The 17,516-nt window shown below is 50.2% G+C and carries 16 protein-coding genes and 1 other RNA gene; 9 read left to right on the plus strand and 8 right to left on the minus strand.

Annotated elements, in window-relative coordinates:
• Window positions 1-19: 19 nt before the first annotated feature.
• Together ffs and DXA87_RS18650 are read right to left on the minus strand one after the other, a co-directional pair.
• Window positions 20-281: signal recognition particle sRNA large type (gene ffs, locus DXA87_RS13150), an RNA gene on the minus strand.
• A gap of 72 nt (window positions 282-353) precedes the next feature.
• A complete protein-coding gene (locus DXA87_RS18650; protein WP_117504791.1) occupies window positions 354-1,160 on the minus strand; it encodes a hypothetical protein in 807 nt (268 codons plus the stop codon).
• Window positions 1,161-1,462: 302 nt separating this feature from the next.
• On the opposite strand from DXA87_RS18650, the gene DXA87_RS13160 reads away from it, so the two are divergent.
• Window positions 1,463-2,314, plus strand: a complete 852-nt coding sequence (locus DXA87_RS13160) for a YitT family protein (protein WP_117470007.1) — start codon at window positions 1,463-1,465, stop codon at window positions 2,312-2,314.
• On the opposite strand, the gene tadA is transcribed toward DXA87_RS13160, so the two are convergent.
• Entirely contained in the window at window positions 2,304-2,825 is a 522-nt protein-coding gene (tadA, locus tag DXA87_RS13165) for a tRNA adenosine(34) deaminase TadA (RefSeq protein WP_207658695.1), read from the minus strand. The genes DXA87_RS13160 and tadA overlap by 11 nt on opposite strands.
• Before the next feature lie 300 nt (window positions 2,826-3,125).
• On the opposite strand from tadA, the gene DXA87_RS13170 reads away from it, so the two are divergent.
• From DXA87_RS13170 to DXA87_RS13205, 8 genes are all read left to right on the plus strand, one after another.
• The gene (locus DXA87_RS13170) at window positions 3,126-4,088 is read left to right on the plus strand and encodes a hypothetical protein (protein WP_117470006.1); all 963 of its coding nucleotides are present in this window, start codon (window positions 3,126-3,128) and stop codon (window positions 4,086-4,088) included.
• Between the two features lie 99 nt (window positions 4,089-4,187).
• Window positions 4,188-4,688: a tripartite tricarboxylate transporter TctB family protein gene (locus DXA87_RS13175; protein WP_117504793.1), complete on the plus strand. Its 501-nt coding sequence runs from the start codon at window positions 4,188-4,190 to the stop codon at window positions 4,686-4,688.
• 16 nt (window positions 4,689-4,704) lie between these two features.
• Window positions 4,705-6,201, plus strand: a complete 1,497-nt coding sequence (locus tag DXA87_RS13180) for a tripartite tricarboxylate transporter permease (RefSeq protein WP_117504795.1) — start codon at window positions 4,705-4,707, stop codon at window positions 6,199-6,201.
• Between the two features lie 2 nt (window positions 6,202-6,203).
• A complete protein-coding gene (locus tag DXA87_RS13185; protein WP_117504798.1) occupies window positions 6,204-7,562 on the plus strand; it encodes a sulfatase-like hydrolase/transferase in 1,359 nt (452 codons plus the stop codon).
• An 83-nt stretch (window positions 7,563-7,645) separates the two neighbouring features.
• Entirely contained in the window at window positions 7,646-8,764 is a 1,119-nt protein-coding gene (locus DXA87_RS13190) for a GntR family transcriptional regulator (RefSeq protein WP_021903973.1), read from the plus strand.
• A gap of 44 nt (window positions 8,765-8,808) precedes the next feature.
• Window positions 8,809-9,912, plus strand: coding sequence for a radical SAM protein (locus DXA87_RS13195; RefSeq protein WP_117483934.1), 1,104 nt, complete (start codon window positions 8,809-8,811; stop codon window positions 9,910-9,912).
• An 11-nt stretch (window positions 9,913-9,923) separates the two neighbouring features.
• Window positions 9,924-10,490 carry a chromate transporter gene (locus tag DXA87_RS13200; RefSeq protein ID WP_117483933.1) on the plus strand — a complete coding sequence of 189 codons (567 nt, stop codon included), beginning with the start codon at window positions 9,924-9,926 and terminating at the stop codon, window positions 10,488-10,490.
• On the plus strand, window positions 10,487-11,056 hold the full coding sequence (locus DXA87_RS13205) for a chromate transporter (RefSeq protein WP_117470001.1): 570 nt from the start codon (window positions 10,487-10,489) through the stop codon (window positions 11,054-11,056). The genes DXA87_RS13200 and DXA87_RS13205 overlap by 4 nt, the downstream gene beginning before the upstream one ends.
• On the opposite strand, the gene DXA87_RS13210 is transcribed toward DXA87_RS13205, so the two are convergent.
• The 5 genes from DXA87_RS13210 to DXA87_RS13230 all read right to left on the minus strand — a co-directional run bounded on the left by DXA87_RS13210 (window position 11,043) and on the right by DXA87_RS13230 (window position 17,444).
• On the minus strand, window positions 11,043-12,425 hold the full coding sequence (locus tag DXA87_RS13210; RefSeq protein WP_117504800.1) for a DUF6128 domain-containing protein: 1,383 nt from the start codon (window positions 12,423-12,425) through the stop codon (window positions 11,043-11,045). The genes DXA87_RS13205 and DXA87_RS13210 overlap by 14 nt on opposite strands.
• An 89-nt stretch (window positions 12,426-12,514) precedes the next feature.
• A complete protein-coding gene (locus tag DXA87_RS13215) occupies window positions 12,515-13,690 on the minus strand; it encodes a malic enzyme-like NAD(P)-binding protein (protein ID WP_117470029.1) in 1,176 nt (391 codons plus the stop codon).
• A gap of 231 nt (window positions 13,691-13,921) precedes the next feature.
• Window positions 13,922-15,532, minus strand: a complete 1,611-nt coding sequence (locus DXA87_RS13220) for a gamma-glutamyltransferase family protein (protein ID WP_117504802.1) — start codon at window positions 15,530-15,532, stop codon at window positions 13,922-13,924.
• Window positions 15,533-15,763: 231 nt separating this feature from the next.
• Entirely contained in the window at window positions 15,764-16,480 is a 717-nt protein-coding gene (locus tag DXA87_RS13225) for an ATP-binding cassette domain-containing protein (RefSeq protein WP_117504804.1), read from the minus strand.
• The gene (locus DXA87_RS13230; protein ID WP_117504806.1) at window positions 16,473-17,444 is read right to left on the minus strand and encodes an ABC transporter ATP-binding protein; all 972 of its coding nucleotides are present in this window, start codon (window positions 17,442-17,444) and stop codon (window positions 16,473-16,475) included. The genes DXA87_RS13225 and DXA87_RS13230 overlap by 8 nt, the downstream gene beginning before the upstream one ends.
• Between the last annotated feature and the right edge of the window lie 72 nt (window positions 17,445-17,516).

Raw genomic sequence — 17,516 nt, forward strand, 5'->3', positions numbered from 1 at the left:
TTAAACTTTCCTTTTTTGTCCGCACGTTCTGCTTTGAATACGTCTCATGAACGTTACCCTGGCAGCCAGCTCGGTCCCGGCTCCCTCGCGGCACATGGAAGGTTCTCTTTAATGCTGCTGCATTCCTGCCCTGACATGGTTCAGAGAGTCCCATTGCGCGAGACCAAAACGTCAGCGCCGCTTACCCGGGGCAGCTTCACAAGGAAGTACCCGAGGCAGAACAACACCCCTGCTGTAGCGGATTGCAGGTACAGGGCACCGCTATCTCCCCGGCTGTGCGGACCAGTTAAGTATACATGGATGGGAGCATTTTGTCAAGTTTGGAAAAATTGCGTGTATCCAATGTAAAGTATTTATTTTTGCTGAAATAAAGGCATTTTTGCGATCGGAAATGTCTGGTTCTCCAGCGGTGCATGCCAGATTCCGTACCAGATGTCTTCCAGCTTGTCACCGTCCGCTGCCAGGAAGCCGTAGACCTCGCTGTCAAACTCCGGGATCGCCACCGGGCCGTACAGCAGTGTGCTGCCATATTCGTTGTAGATATCCGATGCCATCTGATTCAGACGGTCGTCCGTCAGATATGCATCCTTGAAGCTGCCGTTTTCTTTATTCTCTCTGAGGATCTTGCAGACTTTTTCCGGAAGCTCCGTCACATCTCTATAGGTGTTGGAGTAGAGGTACATCGGATTCTTTTCCTTCATATACGCCTTCGGTGCCACCACGCAGCCATCCGCGCTTCCGAGAACTTCCGTATACTCATCGCCCTGTGTCACGATGGGACCGGCTTCTTCCAGGGTGTAGGCTGCCACCGGCTCCATTGTCGCAGAATCATCGGAGCCATTTATGTCGAAAGCAATGTATCCGAAGGAGCCGTGGAGGGAGATCCTGTCGATACTCACATAGTCGAGCTCCACTACCTGACCATAGGGCTGTTTTTTTGCGGTCCCGAGGTCCAAAATTGCGGCTTTTGTTCCTTCATCGGCGGAATTGTCAAGTTTACCGGCAAGAAAAATCGATGTCGGTCCGTCCGCACCGCCGATAATGCTTACTGATGTCGCCACCTGAGTTTTATTTTTCTTCCATATATAAAATGCCATCGCGGTAGCTCCTGAGAGAATCAGGATGCCTGCTGCCGCCAAAATTTTCTTTTTATTATTCATTGTTTCCCCACCTTTTATTTTACTCGTCGTGTTATCGGGCAGAACCGCTTGTTCCCCAGCTGATTATATGGTCTATATTACCACATACTTTTTACTCCCATATATAAATTCCCTTAACATTTCCTGTCTATTTTCTTCCCGTCTTACAACAGCCTTTTAACATGGTCACACTTCACTACATGTTCTTGCACTTCATGTACATCCAGTATATACTTGAACCGAAAATTATAGCTGTGGGAAAGACATAACGCATAATGCTCACAGCAGATCACCAAATCACAAATGGGAAAGGGTTCTGTATTATGAACAACAAGGGATTGATCAAAGAAATTTTTGTCATGACCCTGGCTGACGCAATCACGGCCATAGCGGTTTTCTTTTTTCTGGTACCAAGCCACACATCGATCAGCAGTATTTCCGGTCTCGGAATTATTCTGACCCACTTTATCCCGCTTCCGCTTTCTGTGATCACGATGGCGCTCAACATCCTCCTACTGATCATCGGATTTATTTTCTGCGGTAAGGAGTTCGGCGCAAAAACTGTGTACACGAGTGTCATGCTGCCGGTCTTCTTAGGTATTTTCGAGAAAATCTTTCCGGATTTTACGTCCCTCACTGGAAGTCAGGAGCTGGATGCGGTCTGCTATGTGCTGGTAGTCAGCATCGGTCTCGCGATGCTCTTTAACATGAATGCATCATCCGGTGGACTGGACATCGTTGCAAAGATCATGAACAAGTATCTGCATATGGATCTCGGAAAAGCAATGTCTCTCTCCGGCATGTGCGTGGCGCTTTCTTCCGCGTTCGTTTATGACAAAAAGACCGTCGTGCTCAGTGTACTCGGTACATATGTGAACGGAATCGTCCTCGATTACTTTATTTTTGACCAGAATGTCAAGAGACGTGTCTGCATTATCACGAAGAAAGAGGAAGAACTCCGCGAGTTCATTATTAACAATCTGCACAGCGGCGCAACGATCTATGAAGCGATCGGTGCGTATAATTTTGAGAAACACAATGAGATCATTACGATCGTGGATAAGCGTGAGTATCAGGCGCTGATGAACTATATCAGTTCCAGTGATCCGGAGGCATTTATCACGGTGTATAAGGTTTCGGATATCCGGTACCGGCCGAAGAAGATCAGTGCGTGATAGAATCAGCACTCTTCTTGGCCTTGGACACTTCTATCGTTTGCTTCTTCCGCTTTCCTTCCTCCCGCAGTGCCTTAAAGAAATCCTTCAGCATCTGTGAGCATTCCTCTCCCAACAGTCCTACTTCCGTCTCCACCTGGTGGTTGAATCCATCCTCGTGGAGCATGTCGAGCACGGATCCGGCACAACCGGCTTTTGGGTTCATGCAGCCGATCACCACCTTCGGAATTCTCGCCTGAACGATGGCTCCGGCGCACATCGGACATGGCTCCAAGGTCACGTACATCGTACAGTCCTCTAATCTCCAATCGCCGAGAATGCGGCAGGCCTTCCGCATCGCGATGATCTCCGCGTGGGCCAGTACGTTTTTATCTACCGTCCGGCGGTTATATCCTCTCGCGATGATCCTTCCGTCATAGACAATCACGCAGCCGATGGGCACTTCCTTAAGCGCAGCCGCCTTTTTCGCCTGACGGATCGCTTCTTTCATATAATGTTCTTCTATCGTCATCTTTCTCATACGTTTCTCCAAATTCATTTCAAATACTCCTGCCTCTTATTTTACCGTATTTTTGATTTCTGGCAAGAGAAAATCACCCGATGTCCGGTCTTCTTCCCTTTTTCATGTGCAGAATGTCTAATAAATATCAATCTCGATTACAGCTTCTGTTTGATTCGTCAACAAACATACAACTTTATCCAGAAAATGGTAAAAGTTGTTGAAAATCACATTTCCAGTATGTTAATCTTGTATCACAAGATACGAGAAAAGCACTCATGAATCATCAATTTTTAACAAAGGAGAGGTAGTATGAAGAAAAAATTATTAGCACTCGGTCTCGCCGTTATGACGGTGGCTATGTCACTCGTGGGATGTTCGGAAAAGGCGGTTACATGGACGGTCACATGTCCCTGGGCTCCTTCCGGAGTCGCTGCTATGGTAAGCCAGAAGGCAGCAAGTCTTTCAAATACTTATTCTGATAAGATCATTCTCGTCGCTGACGCAGTAAAGGGTGACGCGGCAACGGTAAATAGCTGGGTTGCTGAAACGAAAGCAAACGATCCGGAACTCGTTTTCGCAGGTGAGGGACTTTTCTCCATCACCTCCATTCTTGATCCGGCAAAGATGCAGTTCACTTACGATGATTTCGAGTTTGTTGAAAACCTGTATTCTTCCGTTTTCGTTATGTCTGCTGATTCCAAGCTCAATATCAAGAATATTGATGATTTGAAGACATACATGGAGACAGGAAATCAGATCTCCATCGCCGCAAACGGCGCAACCGGTTCTGAAGCATTCCTCGCAGCCGCGTTATTCGGCTCAATGGGATACGGTGATCAGATCAAGATCGTTGCCTATAGCTCTGCTGCTGAGGCTGCACAGGCAGTTGCAAAGGGCGAGACAAACTTCGCAGTCTCCCACCAGTCCCAGATCCTTGAAACCTATCAGCAGGGCGGCGTTACCATCGTGTGCGCGTTCGACGGTGAAGACATTGCCGATGGTCCGTTCGCAGGAGTTGAGGGTGTTGGCAAATACGGTTATCCATACTTCAGAAACCGCTGCCTGATCCTCGCGAGAAAAGGTACTGACGCGAAGAAAGTTGCCGAGTTAAAAGAACTCTATGACAAGATTCTCGCAGATAAGAGCGTTACCGAGTGGCTTTCCGACACGATGCTTCTTGAAGTTGATACGATGACAAATGATCAGGTTCTTGAACATATCCAGAATGTACAGGATATCGTAAATGAGTACAAAGACCTGGTTGTCCAGTAAGTAACTTTTCAAAACCGGGATGCTGCAAAAGCGGCATCCCTCTTTTATTCTATGATGCCGGATATCCTGCGGCACGTTCCGCGGAAAGGAGAAAATCTTATGTTTAACGAGAAAAAATTAGATGAGCTCGCAACACGCATGAAGGAAAAAGAGATTTCGATCCCAACCGACCTCGCCGGATCCATCCTGTTCTTTCTCCTGGGCGCTGTCCTGTTTTTCATGCTGCCATCTCAGGTGCCGATTTCCGAAAATGATGTCATAAACGGGCGCGTCTTCCCAAAGCTTCTTTTTTCACTCATGATGATCTGCAGTGCAGTCCTCATCATCCAGAATATCATTAAAATTTCAAAAAAACAGCCGGTTCAAGTCAGCACCTTTAATCTTCTGACTGAGGTGAAGGCACTCATGATCCTGACGATCCTTTTTATCACTTATTTCATCTGCCGGATCACGGATCTGTTTGTTCTGGGAGCAATTTTCTGCTCCATTGCGTTCCTTGTCTATTTCCGCTGCAAAAAACGGTCCTACTATGCGATCACCATCGGAATGGCCGTGCTCATCTGGGCGGCATTCCGTTTCGGTCTGAACGTAAAATTTTAGAAAGGAGGAACAGAATATGCTCCAATATATCATCCCTGCTATGAAAATGCTGTTTACCGTTGAGAATTTCATCTGGATCAACCTGGGTGTCTTCATCGGTTCCGTCTTCGCGGCGATTCCCGGTCTGACCGTTATTCTCTGCATCATCCTGTTCCTGCCGTTTACCTACAAGATGACGGCGATCCCCGGCATGATGTTTCTTCTTGGAATCTACTGTGCCGGCGGATACGGCGGCAGCGTATCTGCAATTCTGATCAATACACCGGGTACTCCCCACGCGGCGACCACCATGCTGGATGGTCATCCGATGTCAGAAAAAGGCCGTACCAAGGCAGCGTTGAAGATTGCCCTTTACGCGTCCACCTTCGGCGGGATCTTCTCCGCACTGACTCTTTTATTTCTGGCTCCCCAGGTTGCAAAGGTCGCAGCAAACATCGGAACTGCCGAGTACTTCCTTGTCTGTGTCTTTGGGCTCACGATCATCGCCGGAATCTCCGGTAAAAGCATGATCAAAGGGATCATCTCAGCCTGCCTGGGCTTATTTATCTCCTGCATCGGCGCTGACCCGCAGACAAGCTATGACCGGTTTACCTTCGGAATTTCCAGACTTTATCTCGGACTTGATCTGGCGATCTGCCTCATCGGTCTCTTTGCCCTGATCGAGATCCTGAAAAAGGCGGAGTTAAAACCGGACCGTCTGAAGCTTGACACCTCAAAGATCATGGATGACGGAAAGATCACAAAGGACGAGTACAAGCGCATGGCCCGCCCGGCGCTGCTCTCTTCCATCATCGGTGTCATCATCGGAATCATTCCGGGTACCGGCGCTTCCATGGCATCCTGGTTCAGCTATGATGTAGCGAAAAATATGTCCAGACATAAAGAAGAATTCGGTCACGGCTCTGTTGAGGGAATCGCAGCGGCAGAAAGCGCCAACAACGCGGTTACCGGCGCTACACTGATCCCGCTTCTTACACTCGGTATCCCGGGCGACGGCTGTGTCGCGATCATGCTTTCCGCGCTTATGATCAATGGACTGAATCCTGGTTTGAGCCTGTTCACGACCCAGGGCGATATCATGTACGCCATCATGCTCGGACTGCTCTTCGTCAACCTGTTTATGTTTTTACAGGGCAAATATCTGACAAAGCTTTTTGCCAAAGTCGTATCGATCCCGCAGGAGATCCTGACTCCGATCATCGTGATCTTCTGCTTTGCAGGCGCTTACTCTGTCAATAAATCTTACTTTGACGTTGCCGTTACCCTGACGTTCGCAGTCATCGCGTGGCTTCTCTATAAGCTCGATTTTCCGACTGTTCCGATCCTGCTCGGTCTTGTTCTCGGAAACATGACAGAAACAAATTTCCGCCGGGCACTCCTGATCTCAGAAGGAAATCCTTCCATTTTTGTCAGCAGTCCATACTGCATCGCATTTATCATCCTGATCATCGGCGCTGTAGCAATGATCATCCGAAGCAAATTACGGGACCGGAACGTTCAGAAAGGGGCTTAACCATGAGAGAAAACATCATCTTCTATTTTACTGACCAGCAGAGGGCAGATACCTGCGGCTGTTTTGGACAGCCGTTAGATATCACTCCGAATCTCGACACACTGGCTGCGGGCGGTGTAAAATTCGACAACGCCTTTTCCCCGCAGCCGGTATGCGGTCCCTGCCGGGCATTATTCCAGACCGGAAAGTATCCGACAGAAACAGGCTGTTTCCGCAACAATATCATGCTTCCAAAGAACGTAAAAACTCTCGCGAATTATATCGAGGAAGCCGGTTACGAGACAGCTTACATCGGAAAATGGCATCTCGCAAGCGACGGTGAGCTTGAAAAACCGCCGACCATCGATCACACGATCACCGCTGTGCCGAAGGAACTCCGCGGCGGATATACCGGATTCTGGCGGGCGGCCGATGTGCTGGAATTCACCTCCCACGGATATGATGGATATGTGTTTGATGAGAACAATAACCAGATCGATTTTAAGGGCTATCGTCCAGACTGCATCACAGATCTGGCTCTTCAGTTCTTTGATCAGTATGACCGGAAAAAACCATTTTTCATGACGGTTTCCCAGATTGAACCGCATCATCAGAACGACCACAATCATTACGAAGGACCTGCCGGTTCCAAAGAAAAATATAAGGATTTCGTTCTTCCGGGCGATCTCGCCGCTTTAAAGGGAAATGCTGCCGAAGAATATCCTGATTACCTCGGTCAATGCGCAAGTCTTGATGAAAATCTCGGGAGACTTGTAAATCGCCTGAAAGAAGAGGGACTTTACGATAATACAGTGATCATCTTTGCCTCCGATCATGGTTCCCACTTTAAGACCAGAAACACCGATGAGCATTTAAACGGCTATGACGATTATAAGCGGAGCTGTCACGATGCCGCCACCCATGTCCCACTCGTGATCTCCGGCGGTGCGTTCAAAGGCGGAAAAGAAATCACGGAACTCGTCAGCACGGAAAGTCTTCCAAAAACGATCTTAGCCATCGCCGGGGTCGATGTCGGCGATGCCATGATCGGTGAGAATCTTCTTGACGTAGTTCAGGGAAAGAACGATAATAGAGCTAACGAAGTTTATTCACAGATCTCCGAAAGCCGTGTCGGCCGTTCGATTCGCACCGAGGACTACATGTACGCGGTATATGCGCCGGGAAAGAACGGCGGGGAATACGCGTCCGCAGACCTCTACGCAGACGATTTTCTCTACGATCTGAAAAAGGATCCATATGAACTTACAAATCTGATCCATGACCATGCTTATGACTCTGTTCGTCTGAAAATGAGAGAGAAGCTGCTCGCATGGATCGAAAAAGCGGAGCATACGCGGCCAGTAATCGTTGATCAGGCGTAATGCCGCAAAACAACTGGGATGTATCATCCGGCAGGACATGCTGTCAGTGTGTTTTGCCGGATTTTTGTCAGGGGGGACTCCATATGCTTGATTCTGGTATACAGCCAGGCCGGAAAAAGGCCGATAAAATTTACAACTGGCTTCGGGCTTACATCGATGAAAATAAATTTTCTTCCAACCAGAGGCTTCCATCTGAAAATGAACTCTGCCGCAGACTGGATGTAAGCCGCGAAACAGTACGTGCCGCCATGGCACGGCTCGTCGAGGAAAATCTCGTTACCCGTGTCAAGGGAAGTGGAACCTACATCAATAAAGATGCCGCCGTTTCCGGACCCGCCAGAAGTTTAAACGCTGAATATAAGATCGGACTGATCCTTCAAGGGCAGGACTCTCACGCAAATTCCCGCCTGATCGATGGGATCCGTGATGTGATGTCTGACACAGACGTAGATCTTCAGATCTTTTTTACAGACAATAAATTTTCCAACGAGAGAAACTGTCTCGATGTGGTAGCACATCAGGGATTCGACGGGTTTATTGTGGACGGGGTAAAGGCAAGTCTCTTAAATCCCAATCTTGACTGCTATCGGAACATCTTTGCGAAAAAGATCCCGGTCATCTTTTACAACAACTACTATAAAGAATTAAATTATCCCCGCGTGATTAACAATGACTACAAATGCGCCAGAGAATTGATCGGTCTTTTAACCAGAGCGGGGCACAAAAAAATTGCCGGGATCTTCGTCTACGACAATTATCAGAGCATTGAAAAGTTCCGTGGTTATGTAGGCTCTCTCCGCAGCGCAGGACTGAAATTCGAGGATGATTACATCAAATGGTGTATTTCCAACGAAGCCCATGCCGATGGATTCTACAAGGAAATCGGCAAGTTCTTAAAGGGACTTCCGAAGTGTACCGCCATTGTCTGCTGCAACTACATGATCCTGCAGTCTGTCCTGCATTTTCTTCAGGAAAACGGTAAATCCGTCCCAAACGATTATTCTCTTGTCTGCTTTGACTATTCCGGTCAAGACTGGGAACGCAGTGGAATTACCTGTTCCATTCATCCGGGTTATGATATGGGAATTCAGGTTGGCAAACGCCTGCTAAAGATGATTCAGAATCATGAATACTGCGGAAACGGATACTCATATCTCATGGATCTGCGGATCTATGAGGGGCGTTCCATCCGGAAATTATGACATAATGAGCCCAAAAGGAAAATGTTTTTGAGGAGAGCAAAACCATGAAACACCTGACCATCATGCTGAAACCGGCATCTTCACTCTGCAATCTACGCTGTAAATACTGTTTTTATGCGGATATTACGAGTCTCAGAGAGGTTTCCTCTTTCGGAGTCATGAAAGAGTCCGCAATGACCGCTGTCATGGATCATATATTTATAGATCTTGATGATGGGGACTATCTAACACTGTCATTTCAGGGCGGTGAACCGATGCTTGCGGGACTTCCTTTTTACCGGAATCTGGTACAGTATATTGCGGGAAAAAAACGAAATATCCATATAAACTATACCCTTCAGACCAACGGAATTCTTCTGGATGATGACTGGTGCAAGTTTCTTGCCAAATACGGGTTTCTCATCGGAATCTCCCTGGATATTCTCCCGGAAAGCCACGACGCGGTCCGGGTCGACACAGCCGGACAGGGAACATACGAACAGGTTCTTCGTTCCATCTCCCTGTTGAAGAAATATCACATCGAGCATAACGTGCTCTGCACCTTGACGCGGCAGACAGCAAGACATCCCGCGAAGGTCTGGGCACAAATCAAAAAGCTGGATCTGTCTTATATCCAGTTTACCCCCTGCCTTGGGGATCTCAATTCTCCCGGCTCTTCCGCATATGCCCTGACCCCGGAACGCTTTTTTCACTTTTATTCTGATCTTTTTGATCTCTGGTACCGGGATTTCGCCACGGGAAATTACCGGAGCATCAAGCTATTTGACGATCTTCTTCAGTTGCTTGCAAAGGGGCTCGTGACTTCCTGCGGAATCAGCGGGTACTGCCAGCCCCAGATCGTCGTGGAAGCGGACGGAAGCGCTTATCCCTGCGATTTCTACTGTCTCGACCAGTTCCGGCTCGGCAGCCTGGTTTCTGACTCTCTGCGGACGATCTATGAAAAGTCCGCAGTGTCTCCATGTAAGGTCAGAGATCTGCTTCCGGAATTATGTTCCGCCTGTCAGTATCGAAAATTTTGTGGCGGCGGATGTAAACGCATGCAGCGGGAAACTGCATGTATGCCTGGTGATACATTCTGTGGTTATCAGGCGTTCCTGGACCACGCGCTCCGCCCGCTCATGCAGATTGCTGCCGGAATACCCGGCTAAAAGGAAGGATTATGGAAAATAGAAAGAAAATTCTTATGAAGCTTTTCGTCTCGACCCTGTATCTCAGCGCTTTTACGTTCGGCGGGGGATATGTGATCGTGACCTTGATGAAGAAAAAATTTGTAGATGAATACCACTGGATCGAGGAGAACGAGATGCTGGACCTTGTTGCGATCGCGCAGTCAGCTCCGGGGCCAATCGCCGTCAATGGGGCGATCGTGGTCGGTTATAAACTGGCCGGGATGACCGGCGTGGTCACAGCGATCATCGGCACGATCATCCCTCCGTTCCTCGTTATCTCCCTGATCTCGGTCTGCTACAACGCGTTCCGTGACAACTTTATCGTCAGCCAGATGCTTTCCGGCATGCAGGCCGGTGTCGGGGCTGTGATCGCCTCTGTGACATATGAGATGGGGGCGGGAATTGTCCACGGGAAGAATGCCGTCTCCATGTGCATCATGGCTGCCGCTTTTCTTGCTTCCTGCGTTTTTCATGTCAACGTCGTCTTCGTTGTCATCGCCTGCGGGCTGATCGGCGCGCTGCGGACACTTGCGGCGGAAAGGAGAGCACAAAAATGATCTATCTACAGCTTTTCTTGAGTTTTCTGCAGATCGGCATGTTCAGCTTCGGCGGCGGGTATGCGGCAATGCCGCTGATCCAGGGACAGGTCGTGACTGCCCATCACTGGCTTTCGATGGAGGAATTCACGGATCTGATCACGATCTCCCAGATGACACCGGGACCCATCGCCATCAATTCCGCAACCTTTGTCGGAACAAAGATTGCGGGAACCGGGGGCGCCCTCGCGGCCACCTTCGGATGCATCCTGCCGTCCTGCATCATCGTGACCTGTATCGCCAGACTATACTTAAAATACAGAAATCTGGCACTCTTACAGGGGATCTTAAACTCCCTGCGTCCCGCGGTCGTCGCTTTGATCGCCTCTGCCGGGATCTCGATCCTCATCACCGCGTTCTGGGGCAGTCAGGCAGCGGTCGCCCTCGCGAACACAAACTGGCTTCTTGTTGTGATCTTCGCTGTCTGCGTTGTCCTGCTTCAGAAGTTTAAAATGAACCCGATCTGGGTGATGGTGCTGGCCGGAGTCATAAAGACCGTCGTTTCCCTGATCGTCAACGTATTCTAAGGTCCGTATACCAGTACCCAAACCGTCCGTCTCCCACGGGCTGGCGTCTGGAGAGGACGAAATTCGGGAAGCCGAACATCGTTGCCATATATTTTTCACTGCTGTAATAGTGGCCCGGAACCCCTAAGAGGTATCGGGCTTTCTTTTTGTTTCCGCCGAGTTTTACGAGGATCAGGTAGCGGAAATTGTAGTAACCGTGGAGAAGAAAGCTGTTGTTTCCGTGGATCCAGCACTCCCGCGGAAGTTTTCCGATGTCCTGGGGGCGGATCGTTAAGATATCGCATCCGTCCTCATACTCGAATGGCTGGATCTTCGGGTATGATTTTTTTAGTTCTTCCCAGAGTTTTTCCGGGTCCGCTGCAAGATCCTCAGTCTCCTGTAAATAACGCAGGACTTCCGGATTTTCGAGTTCCGGGGAGACCATGGGGGCTGGGGCGGCATTTGTCCGCGCTGTCTGGCTGTTTTGCGGCCGGGAGGGACATGGTGCAGCCGATGCAGGGGCAGTTATCTGAGTTTGAGTCTCCGCTGATGAAGCAGACTTGGACATTACCGGCTGCCCACCCACAGGATTTTGCGTTGCATTCTTCATCGACCGCATCGGATCCTGACGCGATTCTTCTGGTTGTTCTGTTATTTCTGCCCGATCTGTCTTTTCCTCTGCCTGGTCGATCTCTTCGGTTTCCTCCGACAGGTATACCATCCCATGCTCTTCACTATTCTCTTCCTGCTTCGGCTTCTCATCCTTTTCTGCATCATCCTGCACCGTTGTCTCACCCTGTGCCGATGAAGCTTCTTCCGTCTCCTGCGCTTCATCCCGCAGCTCCGCCGCATGCGCAGTCTTTTCCTCCTGTTCCCGGCGTTCCTCCTCTTTGGCGATCTCGGCCTCGATCTCTTTTACTACTTTTGAGACTGCCTGCGGTGTCATCTCTTTTTCTGCTTCCGGCAACATCTCCGCAGTAAATTTCGGCACAGAAAGAACTGGATTCTCCCCGGTATTTCCCTCTTCTGCTGCCAGCGCGTCCTCCCAGATCGTCTTGTAGCACCGCCAGGAATTTTTCACGTCATGGACCGAGAGTCCGAAATATGTATCAAGACCTGTTCCTGTTCCTTCCACGTTCTTCGTGTCCACATTCGCACGGAATTCCCCGTTTCCGCCCCGCACGAACACATTCCCTAGAAATGTCTCGCGACCGCCTGTCCCCAAAAGGTACACTCCGATGGCGTTTCCGCCCATATAGATCCGCTTCACGTTCACATTGATCCTGCACTGCCCGTTCCGCGCCTCCAGCTTCGCGAATCCCACATTTTTTCCTTTTTGTTTTCCTTCGTACTCGTAAATATAAGAAATCAGTCTGCGATAATCTGCCATAATCAAAAACACTCCTTCTGCACTTATGTATATGCGGAAGGAGTATTCTTCATGATCATTCTATGAAATTTATCATTTGATATTTTTTATTACTTACGGATCGCGCCGGACTTCACAGCCGCCTCAGCCACACGCTTTGCGACATGCTCCGCAACGCCTTCTTCGAGGGCACCTGGGATAATGTACTCTGCGGAGAGTTTATCCGGTGTTACGAGTTCTGCGATGGCCTGGGCTGCAGCTACTTTCATATCATAGTTGATGTCTCTTGCGCCGCAGTCTAACGCGCCGCGGAAGATTCCCGGGAACGCGAGGACGTTGTTGATCTGGTTCGGGAAATCGGAACGGCCGGTTCCCATAACTTTTACACCTGCTGCCATCGCCTCATCGTACATGATCTCCGGGTTCGGGTTTGCCATTGCGAATACGATCGGATCCTTCGCCATTGTTTTGATCATTTCCGGTTTCAGTGCGCCTGCTACGGACACACCGATAAATACGTCCGCACCGACGAGGGCATCAGCCAGTGTTCCGCGCTTATCCTCAAGGTTTGTGATATCGCAGAGCATCTTCTTGTGATCTTTAATGCCGACTCCGCGGTCTTTGTAGAGGATTCCGTTCTCATCACATGCGATGATATTCTTTACGCCTGTCGCAAGCAGCATCTTGATGATCGCGGTTCCGGCAGATCCCGGTCCGTTTAATACGACATGGATCTCATCGATCTTCTTTCCGACAACCTTTAATGCATTTAAGAGGGCTGCCGTAACGACAACAGCGGTACCGTGCTGGTCATCGTGGAATACCGGGATATCGAGCTCTTTCTCCAGGCGCGCCTCTACCTCGAAGCACTTCGGGGAAGCAATATCTTCCAGGTTGATTCCGCCGAAGCACGGAGCGATGTATTTTACTGCTTTGATGATCTCTTCTGTGTCTGTGGTGTCAAGGCAGATCGGGAACGCGTCAACGCCGCCGAACTCTTTAAAGAGGACTGCCTTTCCTTCCATAACCGGCATAGCGGCTTCCGGTCCGATGTTTCCGAGGCCTAAAACTGCGGTTCCGTCGGAGACAACCGCTACCAGATTGCCCTTTGCGGTGTATTTGTAAACGTCTTTCTTATTATCATGGATCTTTCTGCACGGCTCCGCAACGCCTGGTGTATAGGCTGTGCTTAAGTCATCTCTCGTCTTTACCGGAACCTTGCTGACAACTTCGATCTTTCCATGATGTTCCTCATGGAGCTTTAACGCTGCTTCATTGAAATTCATTGCGCTTCCTCCTGCGAATTCGTTTTCGTTGCTGAACTGTCTTTCCGTTTCATATCCAGAATGGCTTACATTTTGCCATTTCTGACAGCCATATTCTTTCATGCTATTTCAATGTATCTTTTCCTAACAGTTCTTTATCTGCTTAATTTCGAGTTTACCACAATCACTTTAAAAAGGAAACTGCTTTTTACTGTGTTTTCCCACTCGCTCTTTCTTGGCAGAGATGCTGTATTACCACACCGCCACCGCACCGTCCGCCCGCGGCTCCGTCGCCCCACAGAGCACGCCGTTCTCATCCCGCCAGATGATCTGTCCACGGCCAAAGGTCAGGGAACTCTCCAGAACTTCCATCTCATGTCCGCGGCGCTTCAGTTCTTCCACGATCTCCGCCGGGAATGTTTTCTCCACCTGGATCTTCTTTCCGCCGACCCACTGCCATCTGGGCGCATCTAAAGTCTCTTGCGGATTCATCATGAAATCCAGCGTGTTCATGATTACCTGCACATGTCCCTGGGGCTGCATGAAACCACCCATGACGCCAAATGGACCTACTGCTTTTCCATCCTTCATCAGAAATCCCGGAATGATCGTATGCAGGGACTTTTTTCCCGGTCCCAGACAGTTTTCCATTGTCTCGTCTAATGTAAAGTTCGCCCCTCGGTTCTGCAGCGCGATTCCTGTCCCCGGGATCACGATGCCGGAGCCAAATCCCATATAGTTGCTCTGGATGTAGGAGACCATGTTTCCTTCCCCATCCGCCGTGCAGAGATAGATCGTTCCGCCGCGGAACGGATCGCCTGGCTCCGGATCTTTCGCCATTTCCCCGATCAGGGATCTCCGCTCTGCCGCGTATTCATCCGACAGAAGCGTCTCCACCGGCGCGCGCATATACTCCGGATCCGCCACATACCGGTTGCCGTCCGCGAATGCCAGCTTCATCGCCTCCAGCTGCTTGTGCACCGTGTCCACACAGCTTCGGTCCGTGAAGGAATATCCTTTCAGGATATTTAACGCCATCAGCGCAATGATTCCGTCCCCGTTCGGCGGGATCTCGCAGACATCATATCCCCGGTAATTGACATGGATCGGCTTTACCCACTCACACCAGTAGTTCTCCAAGTCCGATTTTCGGAGATAACCGCCGGTCTTTCTCGAATATGCGTCGATCTGATCCCCAAGTTCTCCCTGATAGAACGCCTTTGCGTGAGTTTTCGCGATCTTTTCTAACGTCTTCGCATGAGCTTCCGATTTCCAAATCTCTCCCGGCTGTGGGGCATGTCCGTCCCGGGCGAACGTGTCGAACCAGGGCTTAAAGCACTCGTCCTTGAGTGTCCCGGAAAATTCCTTGTATGCATTGTTCCAAAGCTTTGAGATCACCGGACTCACCGGATATCCCTCTCTCGCGTATGTAACTGCCGGCTCCATCACCTTCTCAAGCGTCAGTCTTCCAAACTTTTCCGAGAGCTCTGCCCAGGCCGAAGGAGCGCCTGGGACCATCACCGGAATCCAGCCACGCTTCGGCATCGCGGTGTATCCCTGCTTTTTTACCTTCTCTGCCGTGATCGCCATGGGCGCTCTTCCACTGGCATTGAGGCCGTGAAGCTCCCCTTTCGTCCAGACCAGGGCAAAGGCATCGCTTCCGATCCCGTTGGAGGTCGGCTCCAGCACGGTCATACAGGCCGCTGTGGCGATCGCCGCGTCAATGGCATTTCCTCCCTGTTTTATGATATCAAGCCCCGCCTGTGCCGCCAGCGGCTGGCTCGTGCAGACCATGCCTTTCCGGCCGTATATCACGCTTCTTCGCGATGGATAGTCGTTTTTCAGCGTGTCAAATTTCAGCATAGTTTTCTCCTCCAGGTCTATTATTTTCTGCAAACAGGTCATCGCCTGTTCCAACTGCGTGGATTATAGATCTATATGTCGAAATCGTACCACTTTAACGTATTAAATGTCAATCTGTAAAAAGATAATGTGCCCCAACATATTTTCATGTCACAGGCAGACTTTTCACGATCTTCTGCTTTGTCTCGTCATACAAAAACGGTGCAGGAACTTTTTCCCGCACCGCAGCTTCTACTCTAATATAAAACTCTCCACCAGCTTCTTCGTAAATTCCGCCTTTGGATGCCCGATCACATCTTCCGTCCGGCCGGTCTCCACGAATTTTCCTTCTTCCATGACCGCAACCTCATCGCAGAACCAACGGACCACATCGAGATCGTGGGAGATAAACAGGTAGCTGAGACCCAGTTTTTCCTGAAGTTCTTTTAGGAGTGTCATGACCTGTGCCTGTACGGAGACGTCGAGCATACTCGTTGGCTCGTCTAAGATCAGGATCTTTGGATCCAAAGAGAGCGCCCTGGCGATCATGATGCGCTGTGCCTCGCCTCCGCTGATCTGGTGCGGATAGCGGTCCAGAAGTTCTTCCCCGAGGTCTACCAGGTCCAAAAGCTCTTTTACACGTTTCTTTCTTCCGGCTTTGTCATACATTTTATGGATGATCATCGGCTCTTCCAAACTGTAACCGATCTTTTTGGCCGGATCTAAGGATGTTTCCGGGTGCTGGAAGATGATCTGGATCGTCCCGTCGATCTCGATGGTGCCGGAATCCGGCTTGATCAGGGAGAGCAGCATGTTGGCGATCGTGGACTTTCCACAGCCGGAATTCCCGACAATTCCGAATGTCTCCCCGTTGCAAATCGTAAAGGACACATCTTTTACCGCATCCACACGGGTCTTCCTGATGATTCCGCCCGTAAATGTCTTGCAGATATGGCTGACCTTAAGCATACAGGACACACCTCACTTTCCGTCCATCCGGAAGCTCCGCCTCCGGGACCGGCCCGTTTTTGCAGGCGTCCGCCGCATACGGACATCGCGGATAAAAACTGCAGCCGGAGTTTCCTTCGTTCTTTCTCACCGCGCGCCCGATGGGGTTCATCCCTTTCGCCGGAAGCGACGCGACCAGTCCTTTCGTGTACGGGTGAGCCGGATGTTCCAGGATCGTCCTCGTGTCCCCGACCTCCATAATACTTCCTTTATAGAGCACCATCAGCCGGTCGCAGAGCACGCCCGCCAGGGCGATATCGTGGGTGATCACGATCATTCCTTCGGTGTCCGTCTCGGAGATCTCCTTCAGTACCTGGTAGACCTGCCGTCTTAAGATGGCGTCCAGACCTTTTGTCGGCTCATCGGCGATGGCCCACTTCGGCCGGTTCATGAGTCCCATGGCGGAAATCACACGCTGGTTCATGCCGCCGCTGAGCTGAAAGGAGTAGGCGCGGCTGATCCGGTCCGGGTCAGCGAATCCAAACCGGCGCAGGAACTCATCCCGCCGGGAATTTGCAAGTTCTTTATCCTTGTTTCCATGGACAGTCATGCACTCCGTGAGCTGTTTTCCGATTCTTCGGATCGGGTTTAACGACTCCGTGGGATTCTGTGGGATCAGGGTGATCTCTTTTCCGCGGATCTCCTGCATCTCCTTTTCCGGCAGCCGGTACAGATCCATGCCCTTATACATGCAGGTTCCTTCCACCTTCGCCTGACCGGAGAGAAGTCCTAAAATGGACATGCCGAGAAGTGATTTTCCGCTGCCGCTCTCCCCGATGAGTCCGGTGACACTGCCCGCCGGGAAGTACGCGTTGACGCCCTCCATGGCATGTACCGTCTCGCCGCCGTCCTGGAAGGAGACGGAGAGATTCCGGATCTCAATGTCGCTTTTTTCTCCTGTTTTCCATTCTTTTCTATCTTCCATTTAATCTTCCCCATTCTCTGTGCTCTGTATCTGCTATCAGCCCCTGTACTTTGCACGCTCACGCTGCTCATA

Origin of the sequence: Desulfotomaculum sp. OF05-3 (assembly GCF_003435535.1) — a bacterium.
Taxonomy (GTDB): domain Bacteria; phylum Bacillota; class Clostridia; order Lachnospirales; family Lachnospiraceae; genus Pilosibacter; species Pilosibacter fragilis.

Excerpts from the sequence above, each read along its gene's own strand:
- DXA87_RS18650 (WP_117504791.1), bottom strand. The coding sequence starts at position 1,160 with ATGAATAATAAAAAGAAAATTTTGGCGGCAGCAGGCATCCTGATTCTC.
- DXA87_RS13185 (WP_117504798.1), top strand. The coding sequence starts at position 6,204 with ATGAGAGAAAACATCATCTTCTATTTTACTGACCAGCAGAGGGCAGAT.
- DXA87_RS13180 (WP_117504795.1), top strand. The coding sequence starts at position 4,705 with ATGCTCCAATATATCATCCCTGCTATGAAAATGCTGTTTACCGTTGAG.
- DXA87_RS13210 (WP_117504800.1), bottom strand. The coding sequence starts at position 12,425 with ATGGCAGATTATCGCAGACTGATTTCTTATATTTACGAGTACGAAGGA.
- DXA87_RS13190 (WP_021903973.1), top strand. The coding sequence starts at position 7,646 with ATGCTTGATTCTGGTATACAGCCAGGCCGGAAAAAGGCCGATAAAATT.
- DXA87_RS13220 (WP_117504802.1), bottom strand. The coding sequence starts at position 15,532 with ATGCTGAAATTTGACACGCTGAAAAACGACTATCCATCGCGAAGAAGC.
- DXA87_RS13160 (WP_117470007.1), top strand. The coding sequence starts at position 1,463 with ATGAACAACAAGGGATTGATCAAAGAAATTTTTGTCATGACCCTGGCT.
- DXA87_RS13170 (WP_117470006.1), top strand. The coding sequence starts at position 3,126 with ATGAAGAAAAAATTATTAGCACTCGGTCTCGCCGTTATGACGGTGGCT.
- DXA87_RS13175 (WP_117504793.1), top strand. The coding sequence starts at position 4,188 with ATGTTTAACGAGAAAAAATTAGATGAGCTCGCAACACGCATGAAGGAA.
- tadA (WP_207658695.1), bottom strand. The coding sequence starts at position 2,825 with ATGACGATAGAAGAACATTATATGAAAGAAGCGATCCGTCAGGCGAAA.
- DXA87_RS13225 (WP_117504804.1), bottom strand. The coding sequence starts at position 16,480 with ATGCTTAAGGTCAGCCATATCTGCAAGACATTTACGGGCGGAATCATC.
- DXA87_RS13195 (WP_117483934.1), top strand. The coding sequence starts at position 8,809 with ATGAAACACCTGACCATCATGCTGAAACCGGCATCTTCACTCTGCAAT.
- DXA87_RS13200 (WP_117483933.1), top strand. The coding sequence starts at position 9,924 with ATGGAAAATAGAAAGAAAATTCTTATGAAGCTTTTCGTCTCGACCCTG.
- DXA87_RS13205 (WP_117470001.1), top strand. The coding sequence starts at position 10,487 with ATGATCTATCTACAGCTTTTCTTGAGTTTTCTGCAGATCGGCATGTTC.
- DXA87_RS13230 (WP_117504806.1), bottom strand. The coding sequence starts at position 17,444 with ATGGAAGATAGAAAAGAATGGAAAACAGGAGAAAAAAGCGACATTGAG.
- DXA87_RS13215 (WP_117470029.1), bottom strand. The coding sequence starts at position 13,690 with ATGAATTTCAATGAAGCAGCGTTAAAGCTCCATGAGGAACATCATGGA.